18 protein-coding genes are annotated in these 21,040 nt (G+C 40.8%); 14 read left to right on the forward strand and 4 right to left on the reverse strand.

Features of this window, described 5'->3' with window-relative positions:
* Window positions 1-272 precede the first annotated feature (272 nt).
* The 9 genes from rpsL (at window position 273) to BLP46_RS09115 (ending at window position 11,446) form a co-directional block, all read left to right on the forward strand.
* On the forward strand, window positions 273-692 hold the full coding sequence (gene rpsL / locus BLP46_RS09075; RefSeq protein WP_092978356.1) for a 30S ribosomal protein S12: 420 nt from the start codon (window positions 273-275) through the stop codon (window positions 690-692).
* 154 nt (window positions 693-846) lie between these two features.
* Entirely contained in the window at window positions 847-1,317 is a 471-nt protein-coding gene (gene rpsG, locus BLP46_RS09080; protein WP_173312831.1) for a 30S ribosomal protein S7, read from the forward strand.
* Window positions 1,318-1,349: 32 nt separating this feature from the next.
* Complete coding sequence (gene fusA, locus BLP46_RS09085; RefSeq protein WP_092978358.1) at window positions 1,350-3,449, forward strand: elongation factor G; 2,100 nt, start codon at window positions 1,350-1,352, stop codon at window positions 3,447-3,449.
* A 114-nt stretch (window positions 3,450-3,563) separates the two neighbouring features.
* Window positions 3,564-4,766 (forward strand): elongation factor Tu, encoded by a 1,203-nt coding sequence (gene tuf, locus BLP46_RS09090; RefSeq protein WP_092978359.1) that lies wholly within the window; start codon window positions 3,564-3,566, stop codon window positions 4,764-4,766.
* 309 nt (window positions 4,767-5,075) lie between these two features.
* On the forward strand, window positions 5,076-6,530 hold the full coding sequence (locus tag BLP46_RS09095; protein ID WP_092978360.1) for a uracil-xanthine permease family protein: 1,455 nt from the start codon (window positions 5,076-5,078) through the stop codon (window positions 6,528-6,530).
* Window positions 6,531-6,747: 217 nt separating this feature from the next.
* Window positions 6,748-7,608 (forward strand): ABC transporter permease, encoded by an 861-nt coding sequence (locus tag BLP46_RS09100; RefSeq protein ID WP_092978361.1) that lies wholly within the window; start codon window positions 6,748-6,750, stop codon window positions 7,606-7,608.
* An 8-nt stretch (window positions 7,609-7,616) separates the two neighbouring features.
* A complete protein-coding gene (locus BLP46_RS13080) occupies window positions 7,617-8,951 on the forward strand; it encodes an ABC transporter ATP-binding protein (RefSeq protein ID WP_167669235.1) in 1,335 nt (444 codons plus the stop codon).
* 370 nt (window positions 8,952-9,321) lie between these two features.
* A complete protein-coding gene (locus tag BLP46_RS09110; RefSeq protein ID WP_092978363.1) occupies window positions 9,322-10,704 on the forward strand; it encodes a citrate/2-methylcitrate synthase in 1,383 nt (460 codons plus the stop codon).
* Window positions 10,705-10,750: 46 nt separating this feature from the next.
* Window positions 10,751-11,446, forward strand: coding sequence for a YoaK family protein (locus BLP46_RS09115; RefSeq protein ID WP_092978364.1), 696 nt, complete (start codon window positions 10,751-10,753; stop codon window positions 11,444-11,446).
* Window positions 11,447-11,487: 41 nt separating this feature from the next.
* On the opposite strand, the gene BLP46_RS09120 is transcribed toward BLP46_RS09115, so the two are convergent.
* Window positions 11,488-12,186, reverse strand: coding sequence for a CpXC domain-containing protein (locus tag BLP46_RS09120; protein ID WP_092978365.1), 699 nt, complete (start codon window positions 12,184-12,186; stop codon window positions 11,488-11,490).
* 149 nt (window positions 12,187-12,335) lie between these two features.
* On the opposite strand from BLP46_RS09120, the gene BLP46_RS09125 reads away from it, so the two are divergent.
* Complete coding sequence (locus tag BLP46_RS09125; protein ID WP_092978367.1) at window positions 12,336-12,905, forward strand: hypothetical protein; 570 nt, start codon at window positions 12,336-12,338, stop codon at window positions 12,903-12,905.
* A 100-nt stretch (window positions 12,906-13,005) separates the two neighbouring features.
* On the opposite strand, the gene BLP46_RS09130 is transcribed toward BLP46_RS09125, so the two are convergent.
* Complete coding sequence (locus BLP46_RS09130) at window positions 13,006-13,374, reverse strand: DUF6465 family protein (protein WP_092978369.1); 369 nt, start codon at window positions 13,372-13,374, stop codon at window positions 13,006-13,008.
* A 319-nt stretch (window positions 13,375-13,693) separates the two neighbouring features.
* Between BLP46_RS09130 and BLP46_RS09135 the strand changes: the two genes are divergently transcribed.
* A complete protein-coding gene (locus tag BLP46_RS09135) occupies window positions 13,694-14,623 on the forward strand; it encodes an AEC family transporter (RefSeq protein ID WP_092978370.1) in 930 nt (309 codons plus the stop codon).
* 12 nt (window positions 14,624-14,635) lie between these two features.
* Complete coding sequence (locus tag BLP46_RS09140; RefSeq protein WP_092978372.1) at window positions 14,636-15,646, forward strand: helix-turn-helix transcriptional regulator; 1,011 nt, start codon at window positions 14,636-14,638, stop codon at window positions 15,644-15,646.
* Window positions 15,647-15,729: 83 nt separating this feature from the next.
* On the opposite strand, the gene mgtE is transcribed toward BLP46_RS09140, so the two are convergent.
* On the reverse strand, window positions 15,730-17,103 hold the full coding sequence (gene mgtE, locus BLP46_RS09145) for a magnesium transporter (RefSeq protein ID WP_092978373.1): 1,374 nt from the start codon (window positions 17,101-17,103) through the stop codon (window positions 15,730-15,732).
* A gap of 471 nt (window positions 17,104-17,574) precedes the next feature.
* On the opposite strand from mgtE, the gene BLP46_RS09150 reads away from it, so the two are divergent.
* Window positions 17,575-18,204 (forward strand): hypothetical protein, encoded by a 630-nt coding sequence (locus tag BLP46_RS09150; protein WP_092978375.1) that lies wholly within the window; start codon window positions 17,575-17,577, stop codon window positions 18,202-18,204.
* Between the two features lie 275 nt (window positions 18,205-18,479).
* Window positions 18,480-19,646 (forward strand): iron-containing alcohol dehydrogenase, encoded by a 1,167-nt coding sequence (locus tag BLP46_RS09155; RefSeq protein WP_092978377.1) that lies wholly within the window; start codon window positions 18,480-18,482, stop codon window positions 19,644-19,646.
* A gap of 133 nt (window positions 19,647-19,779) precedes the next feature.
* On the opposite strand, the gene BLP46_RS09160 is transcribed toward BLP46_RS09155, so the two are convergent.
* Entirely contained in the window at window positions 19,780-20,838 is a 1,059-nt protein-coding gene (locus BLP46_RS09160) for an FkbM family methyltransferase (RefSeq protein ID WP_092978379.1), read from the reverse strand.
* Between the last annotated feature and the right edge of the window lie 202 nt (window positions 20,839-21,040).

The following is a 21,040-nucleotide window of genomic DNA, read 5'->3' on the forward strand; positions in this document are numbered from 1 at the left end:
GTTTTGATTAATAAAAGGAAATACTGCGGTGCAGATAAAAAGTGTTTTCCAGAAGCATTGGTTACTACGCTGAGAAAGAGTTTTGATTAATAAAAAGAAATACTTCGCTGCTGATAAAAATACTTGACAAATCGGTGGGGAATGAGGTATAATCTGTAAACGTGGGACATTCTATAATTGCGCCTATTTTGAGGGGTAATGAAGAGTGATGTCACATTGCTTTGAAAACAAAGCAGTTTTGTAATTCCAAAAATTCTGAAAGGAGGAAAATTATGCCTACATTTAACCAGTTGGTACGCAAGGGCAGAGAGGTTTCTGAAAAGAAGGCAAAGGCACCTGCACTTTTGAAAGGATGGAACTCAAAGAAAAGAGTTGCTATTGACCAGAGCTCCCCACAAAAAAGAGGTGTTTGTACTGCTGTAAAGACCGCTACACCTAAAAAGCCTAACTCAGCGCTCAGAAAGATTGCCAGAGTAAGACTTTCTAACGGTATTGAAGTCAGTTCCTATATCCCGGGCGTAGGTCACAACCTTCAGGAGCACAGCGTTGTTCTTATCCGTGGTGGCCGTGTAAAGGACTTACCTGGTGTTCGTTATCACATCGTTCGTGGTACACTTGATGCTCAGGGAGTTACAGGACGTATGCAGAGCCGTTCAAAGTATGGTGCTAAGCGTCCAAAGAAAGGTAAATAATTAGGAATTGACAAAACTCTCTTGACTTAAATTATTAAGTTCTGCTATGCGGCAGGAATTATCTATATATAGTGTAGGATTCTTGTTGGCATACGGGAGTTTGTCGCTTTCGAGTACCTATGATATCTCAATTATTGTGAAGGAGGGAAGCAAAGTGCCAAGAAGAGGTTCTATTGCGAAGCGTGACGTATTACCGGATCCGCTTTATAATTCAAAACTTGTAACCCGTCTTATCAACAACATTATGTACGACGGCAAAAAGGGTGTAGCCCAGAAGATCGTTTACGGTGCATTTGACATTATTGCTGAAAAGACAGGTAATAACCCGCTTGAGGTTTTTGAACAGGCTATGGAAAACGTAATGCCTGTTTTAGAGGTAAAGGCTCGCCGTGTCGGCGGTGCTACCTACCAGGTTCCTATGGAAGTTCGTCCAGAAAGACGTCAGACACTCGGTCTGCGTTGGATTTCAACTTACTCAAGAGCCCGCAGTGAAAAGACAATGAAAGAAAGACTTGCAGGCGAAATTCTTGACGCCACAAACAGCACAGGTGGCGCATTCAAGAAGCGTGAGGATACTCATAAGATGGCTGAAGCTAACAAGGCTTTCGCTCATTACAGATGGTAATTTTACCCGTGTAATTTTATTAGGAGGATTTTATGCCAAGACAGGTTTCACTTGAACAAACAAGAAATATCGGCATTATGGCTCATATTGATGCCGGTAAAACCACAACAACTGAGCGTATCCTGTATTATACCGGCGTAAACCATAAAATCGGCGAAACACATGACGGTGCTTCAACAATGGACTGGATGGCTCAGGAAAAAGAGCGTGGTATCACAATCACTTCCGCAGCCACAACAGCTTTTTGGAGAGGCAGCAAGCAGCAGTATAAGCCACACAGAATCAACATCATCGACACACCGGGACACGTTGACTTTACAGTAGAAGTTGAGCGTTCACTTCGTGTTCTTGACGGTTCTGTTACAGTATTGTGTGCAAAAGGCGGCGTTGAGCCTCAGTCAGAAACCGTATGGCGTCAGGCTGATAACTATGGCGTTCCAAGAATGGTTTACGTTAATAAAATGGACATCATGGGTGCAAACTTTTACCATGTTGTTCAGATGATGAAGGACAGACTTAAATGTAACGCTGTTCCGATTCAGCTCCCAATCGGTGCTGAAAGTGATTTTACAGGTATTATCGACCTCGTTACAATGAAAGCCGAAATCTATCACAATGAAGACGGCACAGATTTCAGCGAGGAAGAGATTCCTGAGAATATGAAAGACTTAGCCGAAGAGTACCGTGAAAAGCTCATCGAGTCAGTTGCAGAACTTGATGAAGACCTTATGGAAAAGTACTTTGGCGGCGAAGAGATTACCATTGATGAAATCAAAAAGGTAATCAGAAAGGCAACAATCGACAATACAATGGTTCCTGTAACCTGCGGTTCTTCTTACCGTAACAAGGGCGTTCAGATGCTTCTTGACGCAATTGTTGATTATATGCCTGCTCCGACAGACGTTCCTGCTATCAAGGGTACAGACCCTGAGACAGGTGAAGAGGTTGAAAGAAAATCTTCTGATTCAGAGCCTTTTGCTGCTCTTGCATTCAAGATTGCAACCGACCCGTTTGTTGGTAAACTCTGCTTCTTCCGTGTATATTCGGGTACTATCAAGACAGGTACAACCGTTTATAACTCTGTAAAAGACGACAACGAGCGTATGGGAAGAATTTTGCAGATGCACGCTAACGACAGAAAAGATATTGACTGCGTATACGCAGGTGATATTGCAGCAGCCGTTGGCCTAAAAAATACAACAACAGGCGACACACTTTGTGATGAGAAAGCTCCTGTAATCCTCGAATCTATGGAATTCCCGGAGCCTGTTATCCGTGTTGCTATCGAGCCTAAGACAAAAGCCGGTCAGGAAAAGATGGGCATTGCTCTTGCAAAGCTTGCTGAAGAAGACCCTACATTCAGAGCTTATACTGATGAAGAAACAGGACAGACAATCATCGCTGGTATGGGTGAGCTTCACCTTGAAATCATCGTTGACCGTCTTCTCCGTGAATTTAAGGTTGAAGCAAACATCGGTGCTCCACAGGTTGCATACAAGGAAACAATCCGCAAGGAAGCTTCCGTTGATGAAAAGTATGCACGTCAGTCAGGCGGTAAAGGTCAGTACGGTCACGTTAAGATTAACGTATTCCCGAACCCGGGCAAGGGCTACGAATTTGTCAACAACATTGTCGGCGGTGCTATTCCTAAGGAATACATTCCGGCTGTTGACCAAGGTATCCAGGGCGCAATGCTTTCCGGTGTCGTTGCAGGTTACAATGTAGTTGACGTAAAAGTTGAGCTTTATGATGGTTCTTATCACGAAGTCGACTCTTCTGAAATGGCATTTAAGATTGCCGGTTCAATGGCATTCAAGAGCGCTATGAAGAAGGCTGATCCGGTACTTCTTGAGCCTATTATGAAAGTTTCCGTAATCACTCCTGAGGAATATCTCGGCGATGTTATCGGCGACCTTAACTCACGCCGCGGTATGATTCAGAGCATGGAAGCAGACAACGGCGTTCAGAGAGTAATCGCTCACGTTCCGCTTTCTGAGATGTTCGGTTATGCTACCGACATGCGTTCAAAGACTCAGGGTCGTGGTCAGTATGTTATGGAACCTGACACATATGCAGAAGTTCCAAAGAACATTGCTGAGAAGATTATGAGCGACAGAGCAAAGAAGGACTAATTTGTCTTTAGGACATTATTTTTGAAAAAGTATTGATTTTTCAGAAAAAAATTGTTACAATATGATTAAATCTATTTGTAAATATAATTTACAAAATTAAGGAGGAAATTTCCAATGGCAAGAGAAAAATTTGAAAGAAATAAGCCCCATATCAACATTGGTACAATCGGCCACGTTGACCATGGTAAAACAACACTTACTGCAGCTATCACAAAGGTTCTCAACCTCGAAGGCGATGCTGATTTCGTTGATTACGCAAACATCGATAAGGCTCCGGAAGAGAGAGAGCGTGGTATCACAATTAACACAGCTCACGTTGAATATGAAACAGAAAAGCGTCACTATGCTCACGTTGACTGCCCAGGACACGCTGACTATGTAAAGAATATGATCACAGGTGCTGCTCAGATGGACGGCGCTATCCTCGTTGTTTCTGCTGCTGACGGTCCTATGCCACAGACAAGAGAGCACATCCTTCTATCTCGTCAGGTTGGTGTACCTTACATCGTAGTATTCATGAACAAGACTGACCAGGTTGACGATCCTGAGCTTCTCGAACTCGTTGAAATGGAGATCCGTGACCTCCTTAACGAGTATGAGTTCCCTGGCGATGACACACCAATCATCAAGGGTTCAGCTTATCTTGCTCTTACAAGCGATTCAAAGGATCCTAACGCTCCTGAGTACAAGTGCATTCACGAGCTTATGGATGCTGTTGACGAGTATATTCCTACTCCTGACCGTAAGGCAGACCTTCCTTTCCTTATGCCTGTTGAGGACGTATTCACAATCACAGGTCGTGGTACAGTTGCTACAGGTAGAGTTGAAAGAGGTCAGGTTAAGACTTCTGAAGAAGTTGAAATCGTTGGTCTTACAGACGAAAAGAGAAAAGTTGTTGTTACAGGTCTTGAAATGTTCAGAAAGACTCTTGACTATGCTGAGGCAGGCGACAACGTTGGTGTTCTTCTCCGTGGTGTTCAGAGAAATGAAATCCAGAGAGGTCAGGTACTTGCTAAGCCAGGTACAATTCACCCACACACAAAGTTCCGTGGTCAGGTTTACGTATTGACTAAGGATGAAGGTGGCCGTCATACTCCATTCTTCAACAACTATCGTCCACAGTTCTATTTCAGAACAACTGACGTTACAGGTACAATCTCACTTCCAGAGGGCGTAGAGATGTGCATGCCTGGTGATAACGTTGAAATGGACGTTGAACTTATCACTCCTATCGCTATCGAAGTTGGTCTTCGTTTCGCTATCCGTGAAGGCGGTAGAACAGTAGGTTCAGGTGCAGTTATCGCTATTAACGAATAATTTCATCTTTTAAATTTTAAAAGGCTGTTTTGCATTGCAAAACAGCCTTTTTTAGAGAAGACACTTTTTGTATGTTTATAAAATCTGTTTGTATGGTAATTTATGTGTGCTTTGCTTCACGGTTATAATATGCTTTTGTAGTGCACCAAACAGTTAAATTTGTTTTATATATTAGTTAATTTATTTAATTAAAATACAAGTTGGTTGTTAGCAATTCTTATATCACCATGTAAAATACATAAAATCATTTAACATATTTTTAGAGAGAATTTGTAACCAGAGGTTATATATAGTTGAAAGGGAATACTTATGGATAAAAAGAACGGCGCAATTTATGACGCCAGAACGCTCGGAAAACCAAAAATGGTTATTTTGGGAATCCAGCATATGTTTGCAATGTTTGGCGCAACAATTCTTGTTCCAATCATTACAGGACTTGATATTTCAACCACCCTGCTTATGGCAGGTCTCGGAACTTTGTTGTTCCATTTTATTACGAAATTTAAGGTGCCTGCATTTTTGGGCTCTTCATTTGCATTTCTTGGCGGATATGCGGCAGTAAAAGCACTTGCACCCGAGGGAACAGACCCAACTGCAATGCTTCCGTATGCCTGTCTTGGTGTTGCGGTTGCAGGACTTGTATATCTTGTACTTGCCGCAATTATCAAATTCATCGGCATTGAAAAGGTAATTAAATTCTTCCCGCCTGTTGTTACCGGACCGATTATTATTGCAATAGGTCTTGGTCTTGCTCCGTCGGCTGTAAGCAATTGCACAACAAACTGGTTCCTTGCTTTTGTCGCACTGGCTGTAATTGTTGTATTTAACATTTGGGGCAAGGGAATGGCAAAGATTATTCCGATTATTCTCGGTTTGCTTATATCATACGGTGTAGGACTTGTTTTATATTTCATTGCTGAAGCTAATCCGCAGTTAATCACAGATGTGCCGTGGCTTTTCTCAGGCGGTACAAATGATGCGGGCGAGTATGTTAAAATATTCGATTTTACTGAGTTTAACACAATATTCTCAAATATCGGAAGCGGTCAGATTTTTGGCAGTGAGGGCTTAATCGGTATTCCGATTCACTGGGACAAGACAGTATTTGGCGGCGTTGATTATTCGAACGGCTCGGTAATTGCATCTGCTATTATTGCAATCGTTCCTATCTCACTTGCAACAATGATGGAGCATATCGGCGACATTGCCGCAATCGGTTCAACTGTCGGTAAAAACTATATTAAGGACCCGGGACTTCACCGCACCTTAACAGGTGACGGACTGGCAACCTCGCTAGCTTCGTTATTCGGCGGTCCTGCAAACACAACATACGGTGAAAACACAGGTGTGCTTGCACTTACAAGAGTTTATGACCCAAAAGTTATCAGAATTGCCGCTGCTTTTGCAGTATGTATATCGTTTTTCCCTTGCGTTTCTGCTATAATCGGTTCAATACCAAGCTGTATCATCGGCGGAATTTCATTTGTTTTGTACGGAATGATTTCTGCAATCGGCGTACGAAACGTTGTTGAAAATCACGTTGATTTTACCAAAAGCCGCAACCTTATTGTTGCCGCAGTAATTCTTGTTTGTGCGCTTGGTCTTTCTTCCGATACAGTAAGCTTTGCAATCGGCAGTGCCAACATAACACTTTCGCCGCTTGCCGTTGCTTCAATTGCAGGCATTGTGCTTAACGCCGTATTCCCGGGAAAAGATTATAAATTCAACTCAGATGAACCCGAAGAATTAAAAGAAAAAGTTTAATCAGAACTTAACCGACAGACTGCTGTAAGACACGGCAGTCTGTTTTTTTGTGCGGTAAAATGTATTTTATGATATTGTATTTGATTAAATTATTGAAATTCAAAGGCGTAATTGCAACAATTAATTTTGTTACAAACAAAATTACGACAATAGTTTGCGCCGATATATAATAAGTGTTATAATTAATAATATATTGTTCAAAAACGGAGGTGATTATATGGCTGAAAAAAACAGATGTGAAAAATATCACACTCATATTTCGTCAAAGCAAAAAAGATTTGACCTTAATATAAAAGAAATTTGGCGTTATAGGGATTTAGTTTTTCTGTTTACCAAAAGGCGTTTTCAGCTTACTTATAAACAGACAATCCTCGGTCCTGCGTGGATTTTTATAAATCCGTTTTTGACAAGCATTGTTTTTACTTTCCTTTTTGGAAAGGTAGCCGGAATGAGTACCGACGGCGTGCCGCAGTTTTTGTTCTATCTTTCAAGCAATGCGATTTGGTCGTTTTTCTCGGCAAGTCTTACAAACAACGCCACAACATTTACCTCAAATTCCGGGCTTTTCGGAAAGGTGTATTTTCCAAGACTGACGGTGCCGATTTCAAACGTGCTTTCTTCTGCAATTAACTTTTTCGTGCAGATGCTTATGGTTATGCTTGTATTGGTGTATTATCTGATTAAGGGCAAAGTCAGTCCGAACTGGACCGCGTGGCTTTTAATACCATTCGTTTTACTGGTTTTGGGAGCAATGGGGCTTGGATTGGGAATAATAATTTCAAGCCTAACCACCAAATACCGTGACCTGTCAATACTTGTAGGCTTTGGCGTTACTCTTTGGATGTATGCAACGCCGATTGTTTATCCGATTTCTCAGCTTGGCGACGGCATAATCAAAACAATCCTTTACATTAACCCCGTAACTGCGCCCGTTGAACTGTTCCGCTATGCCGTTTTGGGCAAAGGAATGGTCTCTTTGCCCTTGCTTGCGGTTTCGTTGGCTTTCACAACGATTGTGCTGTTGATAGGAATATTGGTTTTTAACAGGGTTGAAAAAACATTTATGGATACGGTCTGAGGTGCGGTATGGATAACAAAAACAATGAAATAGCCGTAAAAGTATCAAACGTGAAAAAGATGTACAGACTTGGTCAGATAGGCGGCGGAACACTTCAGGCAGATTTGCAGAGTTGGTGGGCGAGGCTCAGACACAAAGAAGACCCAAATACAAAAATTGACGACAACAGCCGCCTGTACGGTCAGACATTTATGGCTCTGAACGGAATTGACCTTACAATTTACAAAGGCGAGGCTGTCGGTATTATCGGAAGAAACGGTGCAGGAAAGAGCACGCTTTTAAAACTGCTTTCAAGGGTAACGGCACCTACCGACGGAGAGATTGACATCTACGGCAGAATTGCTTCAATGCTCGAGGTGGGCACGGGATTTAACCGTGAAATGACCGGCAGAGAGAACGTGTATATGAACGGCGCAATCCTTGGAATGACAAGGTCTGAAATCTCCGCAAAAATGGATAAGATTATTGAATTTTCCGAAATCGGAGAATTTATTGATACGCCTGTAAAGCGGTATTCAAGCGGAATGTACGTAAAACTCGCATTTAGTGTTGCGGCTCACCTTGATGCGGAAATTATGATAATGGACGAGGTGCTTGCCGTCGGAGATGTGGTGTTCCAGAAAAAATGTCTTGATAAGATGAGAGAAGCCGCAAACCGTGACGGACGAACAGTTTTGTATGTGAGTCATAATATGAATACAATCCGTTCGTTGTGCGAAAGGTGCATTGTGCTTGATAAGGGAAAAATTGTGTTTGACGGCGAAGTTGACAAGGCAATTGAAACCTATCTTGGAGGCAGGGAAGAATTTTCGCCTTTCTGCGATTTAACCAAAATTGAACGTCCAAAAACTGTTGCACTAAAAAACCGTGATGTGGATTTTTTGAGTATTCAAGTGCTCAATCGCACCGAAAACAGAGTTGAGCAGGGCGAGCCTTTCAGGTTCTTAATTCGTATGTTTGTCCATAAAAAGCCCGAAAATGCCATGCTCCGTTTTATTATATATTATCGTGACGGTACGGTTGCAGGCGCCTCATTTTCAGATAAAACTTTTGTGTGTATCCCCGACAACGAGCTTGAAATTACAGCTGAATTGCCAACCAAAAACCTTGCTCCAGGAGTGTACAGGGTAGATATGGTCGCATTTTCGTCGGACGCATTTGGAAATCGGCGGTTGCTTGACAGGGTTGACTCTGCTTTTTCATTTGATGTCGTAAAAAAAGAGGACGACACATTGCTTTGGAATCACGCAAAATGGGGAAATGCTCAATTTGACGACACGGTTATAACCATGGCGCAGGTGCCCTCAGCCTCTGAGTCTGCGGAAGATGTTCAGACATTATAGTTTCTTGCCATAACCAAAAAGGTACGTTCGTTGCACGGATTTTAATCGGGTATAAACTTGACCTTAAACGGAGAAGATTGGCTGCAACGATGTTGAAATATATTAAGCATTGCAATATATCAAAATGAAAGCAATACTAAAAATTATTGCATTTATTTAACGCAAAGTGTAATATTTACGTCTTTTCCAACTGAAAATGAATTGCAGCTAAACATTTATGCGAAAAAGTATATAAAGTTTCAGTGAAATTACTCGACAGTTCTGCAAGTTTGTATATTCCATTTTGTGCTAATGTATGATATAATTAAATAATAGAATTAAAATAATAGTGAATATTATTATTATAAAAAACAAAGGGAGAGTGAAGTTTATGAAGCAAAATAACCGTGAGTATTCGGATGTAACGCCTGAGATTGTGGCACTTGCCGATAAGATGACGGCAAACTCGAAAATTGACGTTGAATTGTACACTAAATACAACGTAAAAAGAGGACTTCGTGACATTGACGGTAAAGGCGTTTTGACAGGTCTTACTGATATTTCCACGATTACCCAGAACAAAATGGTTGACGGCAAGCTCGTTCCCTGCGACGGTGAACTTCGTTATCGTGGTTACAATATAAAGGATATTGTCGGCGGTATACTTGAAGATGACCGTTTTGGCTTTGAAGAGGTTGTATATCTTCTTTTGTTTGGCGAAATGCCTGACAAAGCCCAACTTGACGAATTTAAAAGTATTCTTGTTCAGTACAGAACTCTTCCTCAGAACTTTGTTCGCGACGTAATTTTGAAAGCCCCGAGCGAAGATATGATGAATTCAATCGCACGCAGTGTGCTTACGCTGTTCTGCTATGATAAAAACCCTAACGATACATCAATACAGAATGTTCTCAGACAGTCCATACAGCTTATTTCCGTGTTCCCACTTTTGTCGGTTTACGGTTATCACGCATATAATCACTATTTGCGTGACAAGAGCCTGTATATTCACCGTGCAGAGCCTACCATGTCAACGGCTGAAGTAATTCTTTCATTGCTCAGACCTGACCGCAAGTACACCTCGCTTGAAGCAAAGGTGCTTGATATGGCGCTTATTCTTCATATGGAGCACGGCGGCGGTAACAACTCAACGTTTACCACACACGTTGTTACTTCTTCGGGAACTGATACTTATTCGGCAATTGCTGCGGCTTTGGCTTCACTCAAGGGTCCTAAGCACGGCGGTGCAAACGTAAAGGTTTATGAAATGTTTGAAGATTTAAAGAAGAACATTTCTGACTGGAACGATGACGAAGCAATTGACAATTACCTTGAAAAATTGCTCGATAAGCAGGCTTTTGACCATAAAGGTCTTATATACGGTATGGGACACGCCGTTTATACAATCTCCGACCCACGTCAGAGAATTTTAAAGGGTGCTGTAAAGAAGCTTGCAGACGCAGAGGGATATGACAAGGAATTTGCCCTTTATGAAAAGGTTGAAAACCTTGCGCCAAAGGTAATCGGCAGAAAGAGAAAAATTTATAAGGGTGTTGCCTCAAACGTAGATTTTTACAGCGGTTTGCTGTACAGTATGCTTGATATTCCTTGTGAGCTTTATACTCCGCTTTTTGCAACTGCCCGTATTGCGGGTTGGAGTGCCCACAGACTTGAGGAACTTGTAAACGGCGGAAAGATTATCCGTCCTGCATATATGAGTATTTCAACAAACAAAACGTACACTCCGCTTGACCAAAGGAATAACAGTAAGTAATTGATTTATTGGGTATAAAAGGACTAGGAAAGAAGTATAGAATTTTATGGGTATAGAAGGCAAGAGACAAATGCTGCTGCACTATGCCGTGAGTATGATTGGCGGCTTTTTGGGCGGCTACGCAATTATAAATCACAGCGATATTTTCGGAAACGCACAGACCGCAAATCTTATTCATTTGGTAACCAAGATTTTCAGCGGCAATTTTTCCGGAATTGTGTTTTTGATTTTGTCTTTGGCAACATATATGGCAGGAAATGTTTTTTGTGTAATTGCAGAGAAGTTTTTCAAGACTGATTTAAGGCTTATCAGCCTTGCCTTTACCTCTTGCGCCGTTATTATTATCGGTGTAGTTCCGAGTGTTGCAAATGATTATATTGCTATTTTGCCGATTTTGTTTGTAACCCCGGTTCAATGGAATGCTTTCAGAGAGGCAAACGGATATATAAGTGCTACAATATTTTCAACAAACAATCTCAGACAAGCAACAACGTCGCTTGCAAGCTACCTTATTGACAGGGACGAAAAGCAGCGCGATAAAGCCAAGTTTTTCTGGTCAACGCTTGCTTCGTTTCATATGGGAGTTGCGCTGAGCTGCGTTTCAAGCCTTGTCTTGGGAGTAGAAAGTATTTGGTTTTGCTTTATTCCGATAATGCTGTCTGCTACGGCATATGTTCGGCTTGAACAGAAGAATATCGGTTTTATTCGCAAGAACGTTTCAAAAGCAGAAAAGACGATATAATATCAATAAAAATAAACGGTCGGATATTTCCGACCGTTTTGTCATTCGCTTAATTTGTTTAATTTTTCGATATGTTTTGCACGTTTGTAACGATACAAAATGTTTTCAGCCCATTCGCGGTCAATTTTGATAAAACCTTTTAGCTTTTTGTCTTTAACTGCAAATTTATCAATGATGTCCTTGGACTTTCCGTATATTTCAAGCCTTGCGGTTTGAACATACGGTGCACGTTCTTCTCCGGTGAAATATGTAAAGCCCATTGTGTTGCTTTCCCTGTCATACATAGACAGGTATCCGTCTGTTACTTCAACGCCGTCAAGTTTTTTTGAAACGGTTTGACCGATTGCAACTTTTGTGAGTTCAACCGCCATATCATCCAGCCCGGATTCAAAAATAAATATTTTTTCCTTAAACGAGTTAAAGTCCGGAACAATGCGTTTGCTGAGGTTGCGTACATTGCTGTATTTTTCTTCAAGCTCTTTATCACAGAGCTGAAAACGGTCAATTTTCGGAATAAAGTAAACCATAAAGCGGTTTTTCATGTCGTTATATAAAATCGGATACGTCAGTCTTGCATTGTAACCGCACGACGTACACGTCCAAGAAAACAACTTTCCGTCAAGAACCTTGCTGCGGAGTTTGGGATTGATTGTAGGATTAACGCTTGTATAAATTTCTGCTTTGCCAAGTTCGCCGCACATTGGGCAAACAACAGCTTTAACAACTTTGTTGACAGGCATAATAACACCTCTTTTAAATAATTATACCAATATTAATCAGTTTTCACAAGCAATTTTTAAAAAAATGTTGATTTTATTAAAAATATCTGTCATAATAATATAGTACATAAACCGTTGAAACGGTAAAATTTCGACAAGGAGAAATAAATATGGAAATTTTTAATACATTTTTTGACTCGGTAAATTCAGCAGTTGATACAATATCCGATGTTGCACAGTCGTTTGTAGAAAAGAACAGAACCAAAGCAAAGCTCAACCGACTTCGCCTTGTTATGAAAACAGAAAGCGAGCTTATGAACAGAGCCTATATTGCCCTGGGCAAGCATTATTACGAAACTCAGAAAAAAGGCATTGAAAACAAGGTAGACAACGAAGAGCAGCTTTTTGATGTTATTGAAAAGTCTAAGGCAAAAATTGCTAAGGCACGTGATTGTTACAGAAAAATAGTTGACAGTCAGAATGATTATATCTATCGCAGCGTTGAAAAGGAAGAGGCAAAGGAAAACAATGATTATAACGACGATGATGTTGTGGATATTACCGTAGCCTGTTCAAATGAGGGTGAATACAAATCATCACCTTTTGACGCTGCGGCTGAGAAGCAGGCTAAAGAAAACGCCGATAACAATGAGCCAAAGCCTGAGCAGACTGCCGAGGCTGACGACAAAAAAGCCGAGAAAACTTCTGAGGGTGAGTCGCCCGAATCAGAGTTGTTTTGATATCGATTCTTTATACAAATACAGCGAATAAATCAAAAGGCTGACCGCTATCTTTAGGTCAGCCTTAATTATTTGCTTTACTATTTTAAGAAAACAGAACTTAGCAGAAATAAACGTCCATTTCTTCTGCAACACCGTCAGCTACAAAGTAAGCCTTGCTTTCTTCCGGCTTAAGATAAACGCTGATTTCCTTTGCGTCCTTGCCGTAAGTAGCCTTAACGTTCTTTATAACTTCGTCAACCGAAACCTGAACTCCGCCGTACTCTACAAAGAAATTAACCTTTGTTTCAGCCTTTGTAACAACAGGCTTTGACGGGAATTTTTTGATTGGTTTTTTTGCCGGAGCCTTTTTTTCTACGGGTTTAGCAGGAGCCGTTTTTTTTGCAGCAGTTTTCTTTTCCGTAGCAGTGTCGGCAGTTGTTTTTGCAGCTGTTGTTTCAGCGGCAGTGGTTGTTTTCTTTGTTGCCATAACAAATCCTTCTTTCAAAAAATAAGTTTCTCTCAAAATATAATTATTACCTATGATTAAATTATACATTTATGGAAAATATTTGTCAATAAACACAAATTATTTTCAGCGTTTGTTACATATTTAAAGCAGTTCCAAAAATCTGTTGGTTGGTTTTAACAATATAAAACCGAATATTTTGTAGGAAATACCCTTGACAAACTGCTGATTTATATGATTGCACAATATTAATTGAAAAATTCTGTTTATTGTGATAGAATGAAATAGTTACAGTTAAAAGGTTTTTAAAAGACAGGCAAAATGAAAAGGGGATATTATTGTGGCAGAGAATTTTATGTTAATTGCGCAGCAGGTTTTGGTTTTATTCATCCTGATAGGCGTAGGATTTTTGTGCGGAAAAAAGGGTATCATCAATGACGTTGCATCAAAAAAGATGACTGATATTGTGCTTTATGTTGTTACGCCATGCGTAATGATTTCTGCGTTTCAGCGTGAATTTACCTTTGAGCTTATTGGCAAAATGGCTGTTGCGGTTGTTTGCGCCGCATTGATAATTGCAGGCTCAATTGTTATTGCAAAGCTTGTATTTCACGATAAAAACATCGGCAGGCAAAAGGTGCTTGAGTTTTCTGTAATATTCTCAAACTGCGGTTTTATGTCTCTGCCCTTGCAAAAGGCGATTCTCGGCGATGACGGCTGGTTTTACGGCTCAATATTTGTTGCCGTGTTTAATATTTTTATTTGGACGTACGGTCTTGTGGCAATGAGCGGCGACAAAAAACAGCTTTCATTCAAAAAACTTGTTTTTAACCCGGGCATTTCGGGCGTTGTTATTTCCGCCTTGCTGTTTGTGTTCAGAATAGATTTGCCCGAGATTATCAGTATGCCGATTGACTATCTTGCAGAACTTAATACGCCGATTCCGATGCTTATTATCGGTTACTACCTGTCAAAAGCAGATTTCAAGCAGGCATTTACAGACATTGGCGGATACATAGCAATGGCGGTTCGTCTGTTTTTAATCCCGGCGGTTGCGCTGTTTGCAATGGTTTTGTTTAGAGTTGACAGTACAATAATTGTTGCTTTTATAATTGCAAGTGCGGCTCCGACCGCTGCCACAACAACTATGTTTTCGGCAAAATTTAACCGTGACGTTGAGTTGTCGGTAAGCGTTGTGGCTTCAACCACACTTGTGTCCATCATATCAATGCCGCTTTTGGTTGCCCTTGCACAAACGATTACAGGTTAGGAGTGAACGTCAATGGCACGAAGCTCAATGCAAAAGCAGAAGCTTTTGTATTTAAGAAAAATAATGCTTGAAAAAACCGATGAAAACCACGGGCTGACATTAAACGAAATTATTGCAGAGCTTGAATCGTACGGAATTAAATCCGAGCGAAAAAGCCTGTATGACGATTTGAAAATTCTTGAGAACTACGGCCTTGACATTTGCCGCACACGCACAAAAACCGTAAGATATTACGTGGGCAGCAGAGAGTTTGAAATTCCCGAGCTAAAGCTTTTGGTTGACGCAATACAAAGCTCAAAGTTTATCACACATAAAAAGAGCCTGTCGCTTATTAAAAAGCTTGAGGGACTTGTGAGCGAAAACGACGGCAAGCAGCTTCAGCGCCAGGTGTATGTTGCAAACCGAGTAAAAACCGTGAATGAAAAAATCTATTACAATGTGGATAAAATTCACAATGCAATATCCGCAAATAAACAGATTAGCTTTCTGTATTTTAAGACCGTGGTAAACTTTGGCTCAGAGCAGAAAATAGTAAACGTTGTTCGCCGTGACGGCAAGCCCTATATTGTATCCCCTTGGGCGCTTTGTTGGGACGATGAAAATTATTATATGATTGCCTATGACGAGGAAGCCCAAATTCTCAAACACTACCGAGTTGATAAAATGGAGTCCATTACTGTTCTTGACGACGCCAGAATCGGCGGTGAGAACTTTGAAAAATTTGATATTGCAGGATATTCAAAGAGCGTTTTTTCAATGTTTGGCGGCGAAGAAGCGGACGTTACACTCTCGGTTGACAACAGCCTTGTCGGAGTAATAGCAGACAGATTCGGCTCTGACGTTTTTATAACACGTGAAAGTGATTCAACATTTTGGGTTTCGGTAAAAGTTATGCTCAGCCCCCAGTTTTATGCGTGGGTGTTTGGTCTTGGAAACAAGGTGAGGATAATTTCGCCCGAAAGTGTTGTCAGAGATTATAAAGCAAAAATTGCCGACGTTTTGGCAAAATATGAGGAAAAATAAAAAGATAAAACGGAGGGCATTTGCTCTCCGTTTTGTTATAAAATGAATAAAGTTTAATTTTATTAAGGTATGGAATAATAAATTTACAGATGCAAAATTGATGTTGCCACCGCAAAGTAAATTAACAGAGACAGTGAGTCACAGACTGTTGAAATGAGCGGATTTGCCATAACAGCAGGGTCAAATCCAATCTTTCCGGCAATAAGAGGAAGGCTTGCGCCGACAAGCTTTGCCATAATAATTGTGCCCACAAGAGTCAGCGATATAACCAAGGCAATCCAAAATGCGTTTGGCGTACCGTTGAGGTCAAACAGCATTAACTTAATAAAGTTCGCCGCGGCAAGCGTAACGCCGCAAAGAAACGCAACTCTAAATTCTTTCCATAAAATAAGAAATAGGTCCTTAAATTCAACCTCTCCGAGCGAAAGCGCACGGATAACCGATACAGAGGCTTGAGAGCCTGCGTTACCGCCCGAACCGGTAATCATAGGTATAAATGACGAAAGCACGATAACGCTTGCGAGAACGTTTTCAAACGACGAAATAATTGTGCTTGTAAACGTTGCCGAAAGCATAAGCACCAAAAGCCAAGGCGCACGTTTTTTGTATATACCGAATACGCTGGTTTTCATATATGGCTTGTCGCTCGGCAAAACGGCTGCCATTTTTTCAATATCTTCGGTTGTTTCTTCCTGCAATACGTCAATAGCGTCGTCAATTGTTACAATGCCGACAAGTCGGTATTCTTTGTCAACAACCGGAAGAGCCAAAAAATTGTAGTTCTGAAAAATCTTTGCAACCTGCTCCTGGTCGTCAAGGGTGTGAACGGAAATAACGTTTTCTTCCATCAAGTCCTTTACAAGGGCGTTGTCATCGGCAAGCAGCAAGTCTTTAACAGTGGTTATTCCGATAAGCTTGTTGTCTGTATCGCTGACATAGCAGGTGTAAATTGTTTCTTTGTCAACGCCTGTTCTCCTGATTCGCTTTATTGCCATTTCAGCCGTCATATCGGGACGGAGCATAATAAACTCCGTTGTCATAATTGAACCTGCGCTGTCTTCGGGATATTTTAAAAGCTCGTTTATTTGCTTTCTCATATCCTTGTCGGCTTGTCTGAGAATACGCTTTACAACGTTTGCGGGCATCTCTTCAATAAGGTCAACCGCATCATCCACAAACAACTCGTCAACGACTTCTTTAAGCTCGCTGTCGCTGAAACCGTGAATAAGAAACTGCTGCGTTTCGTCATCCATTTCAACAAAAGATTCAGCTGCAAGCTCCTTGGGCAAAATACGAAATAAAATCGGTGTTTTTTCGTCCTGTAAATCTTCAAAAACCGCAGCAATATCATACGGCTTCATGGTTACAAGAATATCTCGCAGGGTGTTGAACTTTTTTTCTTCAAGCAAAACCCTGATGGTTTCTGTAAGTGTTACATTTACACTAACCTGATCCATTGGTCTTTCCTCCTTTTTAATTTATGGAGTAAAGACGTAAATCCACGGCAAAGCGCTAAAACAACACCGCACAATTATCTTGTACGGAAAATCATACAGCAAAATGCGCGATAAAATTGTTCGGTGATGTTTTATAAATTAAAAACCTAATGAACGCATTGCGTGCATTAGCCTGATACTTCGCCCCGGAACAACGCCTTTATTACCATCTGCGTCCATTAAGTTTTCACCTCTTTGTGACATTTAGTTCGGCTCTTAAAAACAAAGCCGCTAATAATTATTTTATTCCATTTTAAAGTTGTTGTCAACTGATTTTAAGGTTTTTGCAAATAGGTTTACATTGCCTTGATTTTTTGAGAAAATACGGTATAATGAACATATATAATTCATATTTTTTGCATAATTGATTACAGATTTATTTATCTGCACAAATTACCCGATTATAATATATTTCTTTGTTCGGAGGTCAAAATGAAGGACTTAATAAAACGTTATTTGCCGTATGCACTTATTATTTTTGCAGTGTTTTTGATAGTGCCGCTGTTCTTTGCGAACAAAACGCTTGAAAACTTTTTTGCAATTGCTCTTTACTTTATATTTTTGGTTACAACTGTCGGCTGTTCGGCATTTTATTGCTCAAAACACGGCTTGGATTTTTTGTTTGCCCTGATTTCTCCGATTGCGTTTTTGTTCACTATGATAATCTACTGCGGCGGATTTACGCTTACCAATGTTATTTTGCTTGTGGTGTATCTTGTTGCGGGAATATTCGGACTTTTCCTCGGTGACCTTGCGTTCGGCGACGAAAGACGCAGGCGTGAACAGAAAGAAAAGAAAGAGGCAGAAGAGCTTATGCTTGAAGCCAACCGCCGTGATGCAAGCGAAAGAGAAAGAATGCAAAAATCAAAACGCAGAGGACAGGAAAAAGCCCGCACACGAAAAAATGTGCCTGAAACCGAAATTGGCGATACTGTTCTTAAGGAGAGAATCCCTGCCGCAGACATTGACGATTTTGATTACGATAAATATCTTGCAGACATTGACAAAAAAACCTCAAGCAATGACGAGGTGGATAAAATCCTTGAGGATTGGCATTCATAAGTAAAATTAAAAAAACTATGCGGCGGCAGTGGATAAACCTTGCCGCCGTTCGTTATATCTTATTACTGTGAAAATCGCAAAGACAAAATTATTTAAAAAATTTAAAAAACTCTTGACATAAAGTTAGGTTTAAATGTTATCATAAATTCAGAAAGTAAAATCTTGAGGAACTGCGCCTGCTTGCATTGCTTGCAATCGGTTGCAAGTTCTGCTTTATATGCAAGGCAGGGCGTTGCTCGGATTTAAATTAAATTTATATACGGAGGTCAAATTTTATGTTAGGTAATTTTACTTATTGCAATCCCACAAAACTGTATTTTGGAGAAAATGCGCTCGATTTTCTTTCTGATGAACTCAAAAATTACGGTAAAAACGTAATGCTTTGTTACGGCGGCGGTTCAATAAAGAAAAACGGCATTTATGACAAGGTTGTTGAAATCTTAAAGGCAAGCGGAAAAAATGTTTTTGAAGACGGCGGAGTTATGCCAAACCCGACTGTGGATAAACTCTATGAAGGCTGCAAAATTGCCAAGGAAAATAACGTTGATTTAATTCTTGCTGTCGGCGGCGGTTCGGTTTGTGACTATTCAAAAGCAGTTTCAGTATCGGCATACTGTGAAGACGACGCATGGGAAAAGTATTTTATGCGTATGGAAGACGTTGACAATAAAATTATCCCGGTTGGATGCGTTTTGACTATGGTTGGAACAGGCTCGGAGATGAACGGCGGTTCGGTTATTACAAATCCAAAGCAAAAGCTAAAAATCGGTCACGTTTTCGGCGAAAATGTATTTCCAAAGTTCTCTATCCTCAATCCGGTATTTACCTATACTTTGCCAAAGTATCAGATGATAGCAGGCATTTACGATATTTTCAATCACATTTGCGAACAGTATTTTTCGGGCGAGGATGACAACACCTCGGATTATATAGCCGAGGGACTTATGAAGTCTTTGGTAAACGCAAGCCGCATTGCCGTTAAAAATCCTAAGGATTACGAGGCACGCAGCAACATTATGTGGACAGCAACCTGGGCGTTGAACACGTTGATTGCCAAGGGCAAGACAACTGACTGGATGGTTCATATGATAGGTCAGTCGGTGGGAGCTTACACAAACGCCACACACGGAATGACCTTGGCTGCCGTTTCAATGGCTTATTATCGCCATATATGCCCATACGGACTTTCAAAATTTGCACGTTTTGCAAAGAATGTGTGGAATGTTGAAACGAGCGAAAAAACCGAGGAGCAAATTGCGGCAGACGGTCTTTCAGCCATGGAACAATGGATGAAAGAACTTGGTCTTGTTATGAATATATCCGACTTAGGTGTTACCGAGGATATGCTTGACGGCATTGCAGACGGTGCATTCATTATGGACGGCGGCTACAAGGTTCTGACAAAAGAAGATATAATCGGCATTTTGAAAGAAAGTATGTAATTAAAAATGTATTCAAAAAGGCACAGCAGTTCGATTATCGAAACGCTGTGCCTTTATCTTTGTTTTTGCAGTTATAAATTATATTTTGTGCTTCTGTCGGATAAAAGATGATTTTATTCGGCGGTTTTTGATTTTAGATACAATAGAGGTTTGTATCCCACGCAGGAATATATGGGTGATGCCTCAGAAAAATTTTGTATTCGGGGTTTATTTGATTTATAAGCAGGGGAAGCCTGAAAATATCTTCAAACCTGTGGTATGCCGAGAAATTAAGTTTAGGCTTAAAGTTCTTCATAGTGTTTGTCATACCAAGCAGGGTTTCATAGTCTGCGCCTTCGACATCAGCCTTTACATAGGTTGCCGCCGAACCGCACAGGATTGTGTCAACCGTTGCAACCCTTGTTGCCACACCCGATTGGGCAATTGCACTGTTACGGCCTGCTTTGTTGTTAAATGTCAACACGGTATTTTTGCTGTAAGAGCCAAGCTGCCACATATCAATTTTTGGCATATCAAGGCAATGCGCCTTTAGCTTTTCGTAATTCTTTGCGTTCGGCTCAAGTGCAATTATTTTACGGTAACTTCCACCCGAATATTTCAAAAACTCGTCAATGGTGTCACCGTTGTATGCGCCCAAATCAACATACACTTCATTATCATTTAGTGAGAGAATATTTTTGAATGCTTCGTCCTTTTCGGTTGTAATTTCGTCCAGCAATTCAATTTTGCCCGTATAGTAAAATTGAAGTACATTCTCAAAAACTTTTTTGGATTGCCCGTCAGCCATAAGTTCATATGCTTTTGCAATGTTTTTGGTATTATCGCTGACAAAATCGTCATCAAAAATAACGTCTCCAAAAACAGGCACACTCGGAACAAATAGGGGATGAGCTTTTGCCACGGACTTTATGTTGTTCATAACGTCAGGCAGTTGGCTTGCAAAACATAATGCAATTACAAAGTCGTCAAACTCCTGCTCAACGTCAGACAGCTTTTTTACCGTAAATCCGTGAAAACTTTGTCCTCGAACAAATTCATCGCTTGCAATTACTGCGCTTGCTTCGATTCCGTAACGTTCAAAGGCACTGAGTACCTTGTCGGCACCGTCGCCCATTCCGTATAGCACAACAGGTTTTCCGCAGGTTTTGAGTACGTTCCAAACGTTGGTTTTTATATCAAATATGTTTTGCACTGTTGTTCACCTCGTTTTTATCCGAAAATTTTGTTGGTTTAAGTCAGGGCAAAGCTCTGCCTTGCTTGCAAGAAGCAAAGTTTGCGATAGATTGCAATGGTGCAAAGGTGCGTTAGCACCTCAGGGTTTCAATGGGAGATTACAACATCCAATGAAAGACCGAAAGAAACTCGCCGCCAAGAGGCAGGTGACTTCTTTACCC

This window comes from Ruminococcus sp. YE282, from assembly GCA_900101355.1.
Lineage (GTDB): Bacteria > Bacillota > Clostridia > Oscillospirales > Acutalibacteraceae > Ruminococcoides > Ruminococcoides bromii_A.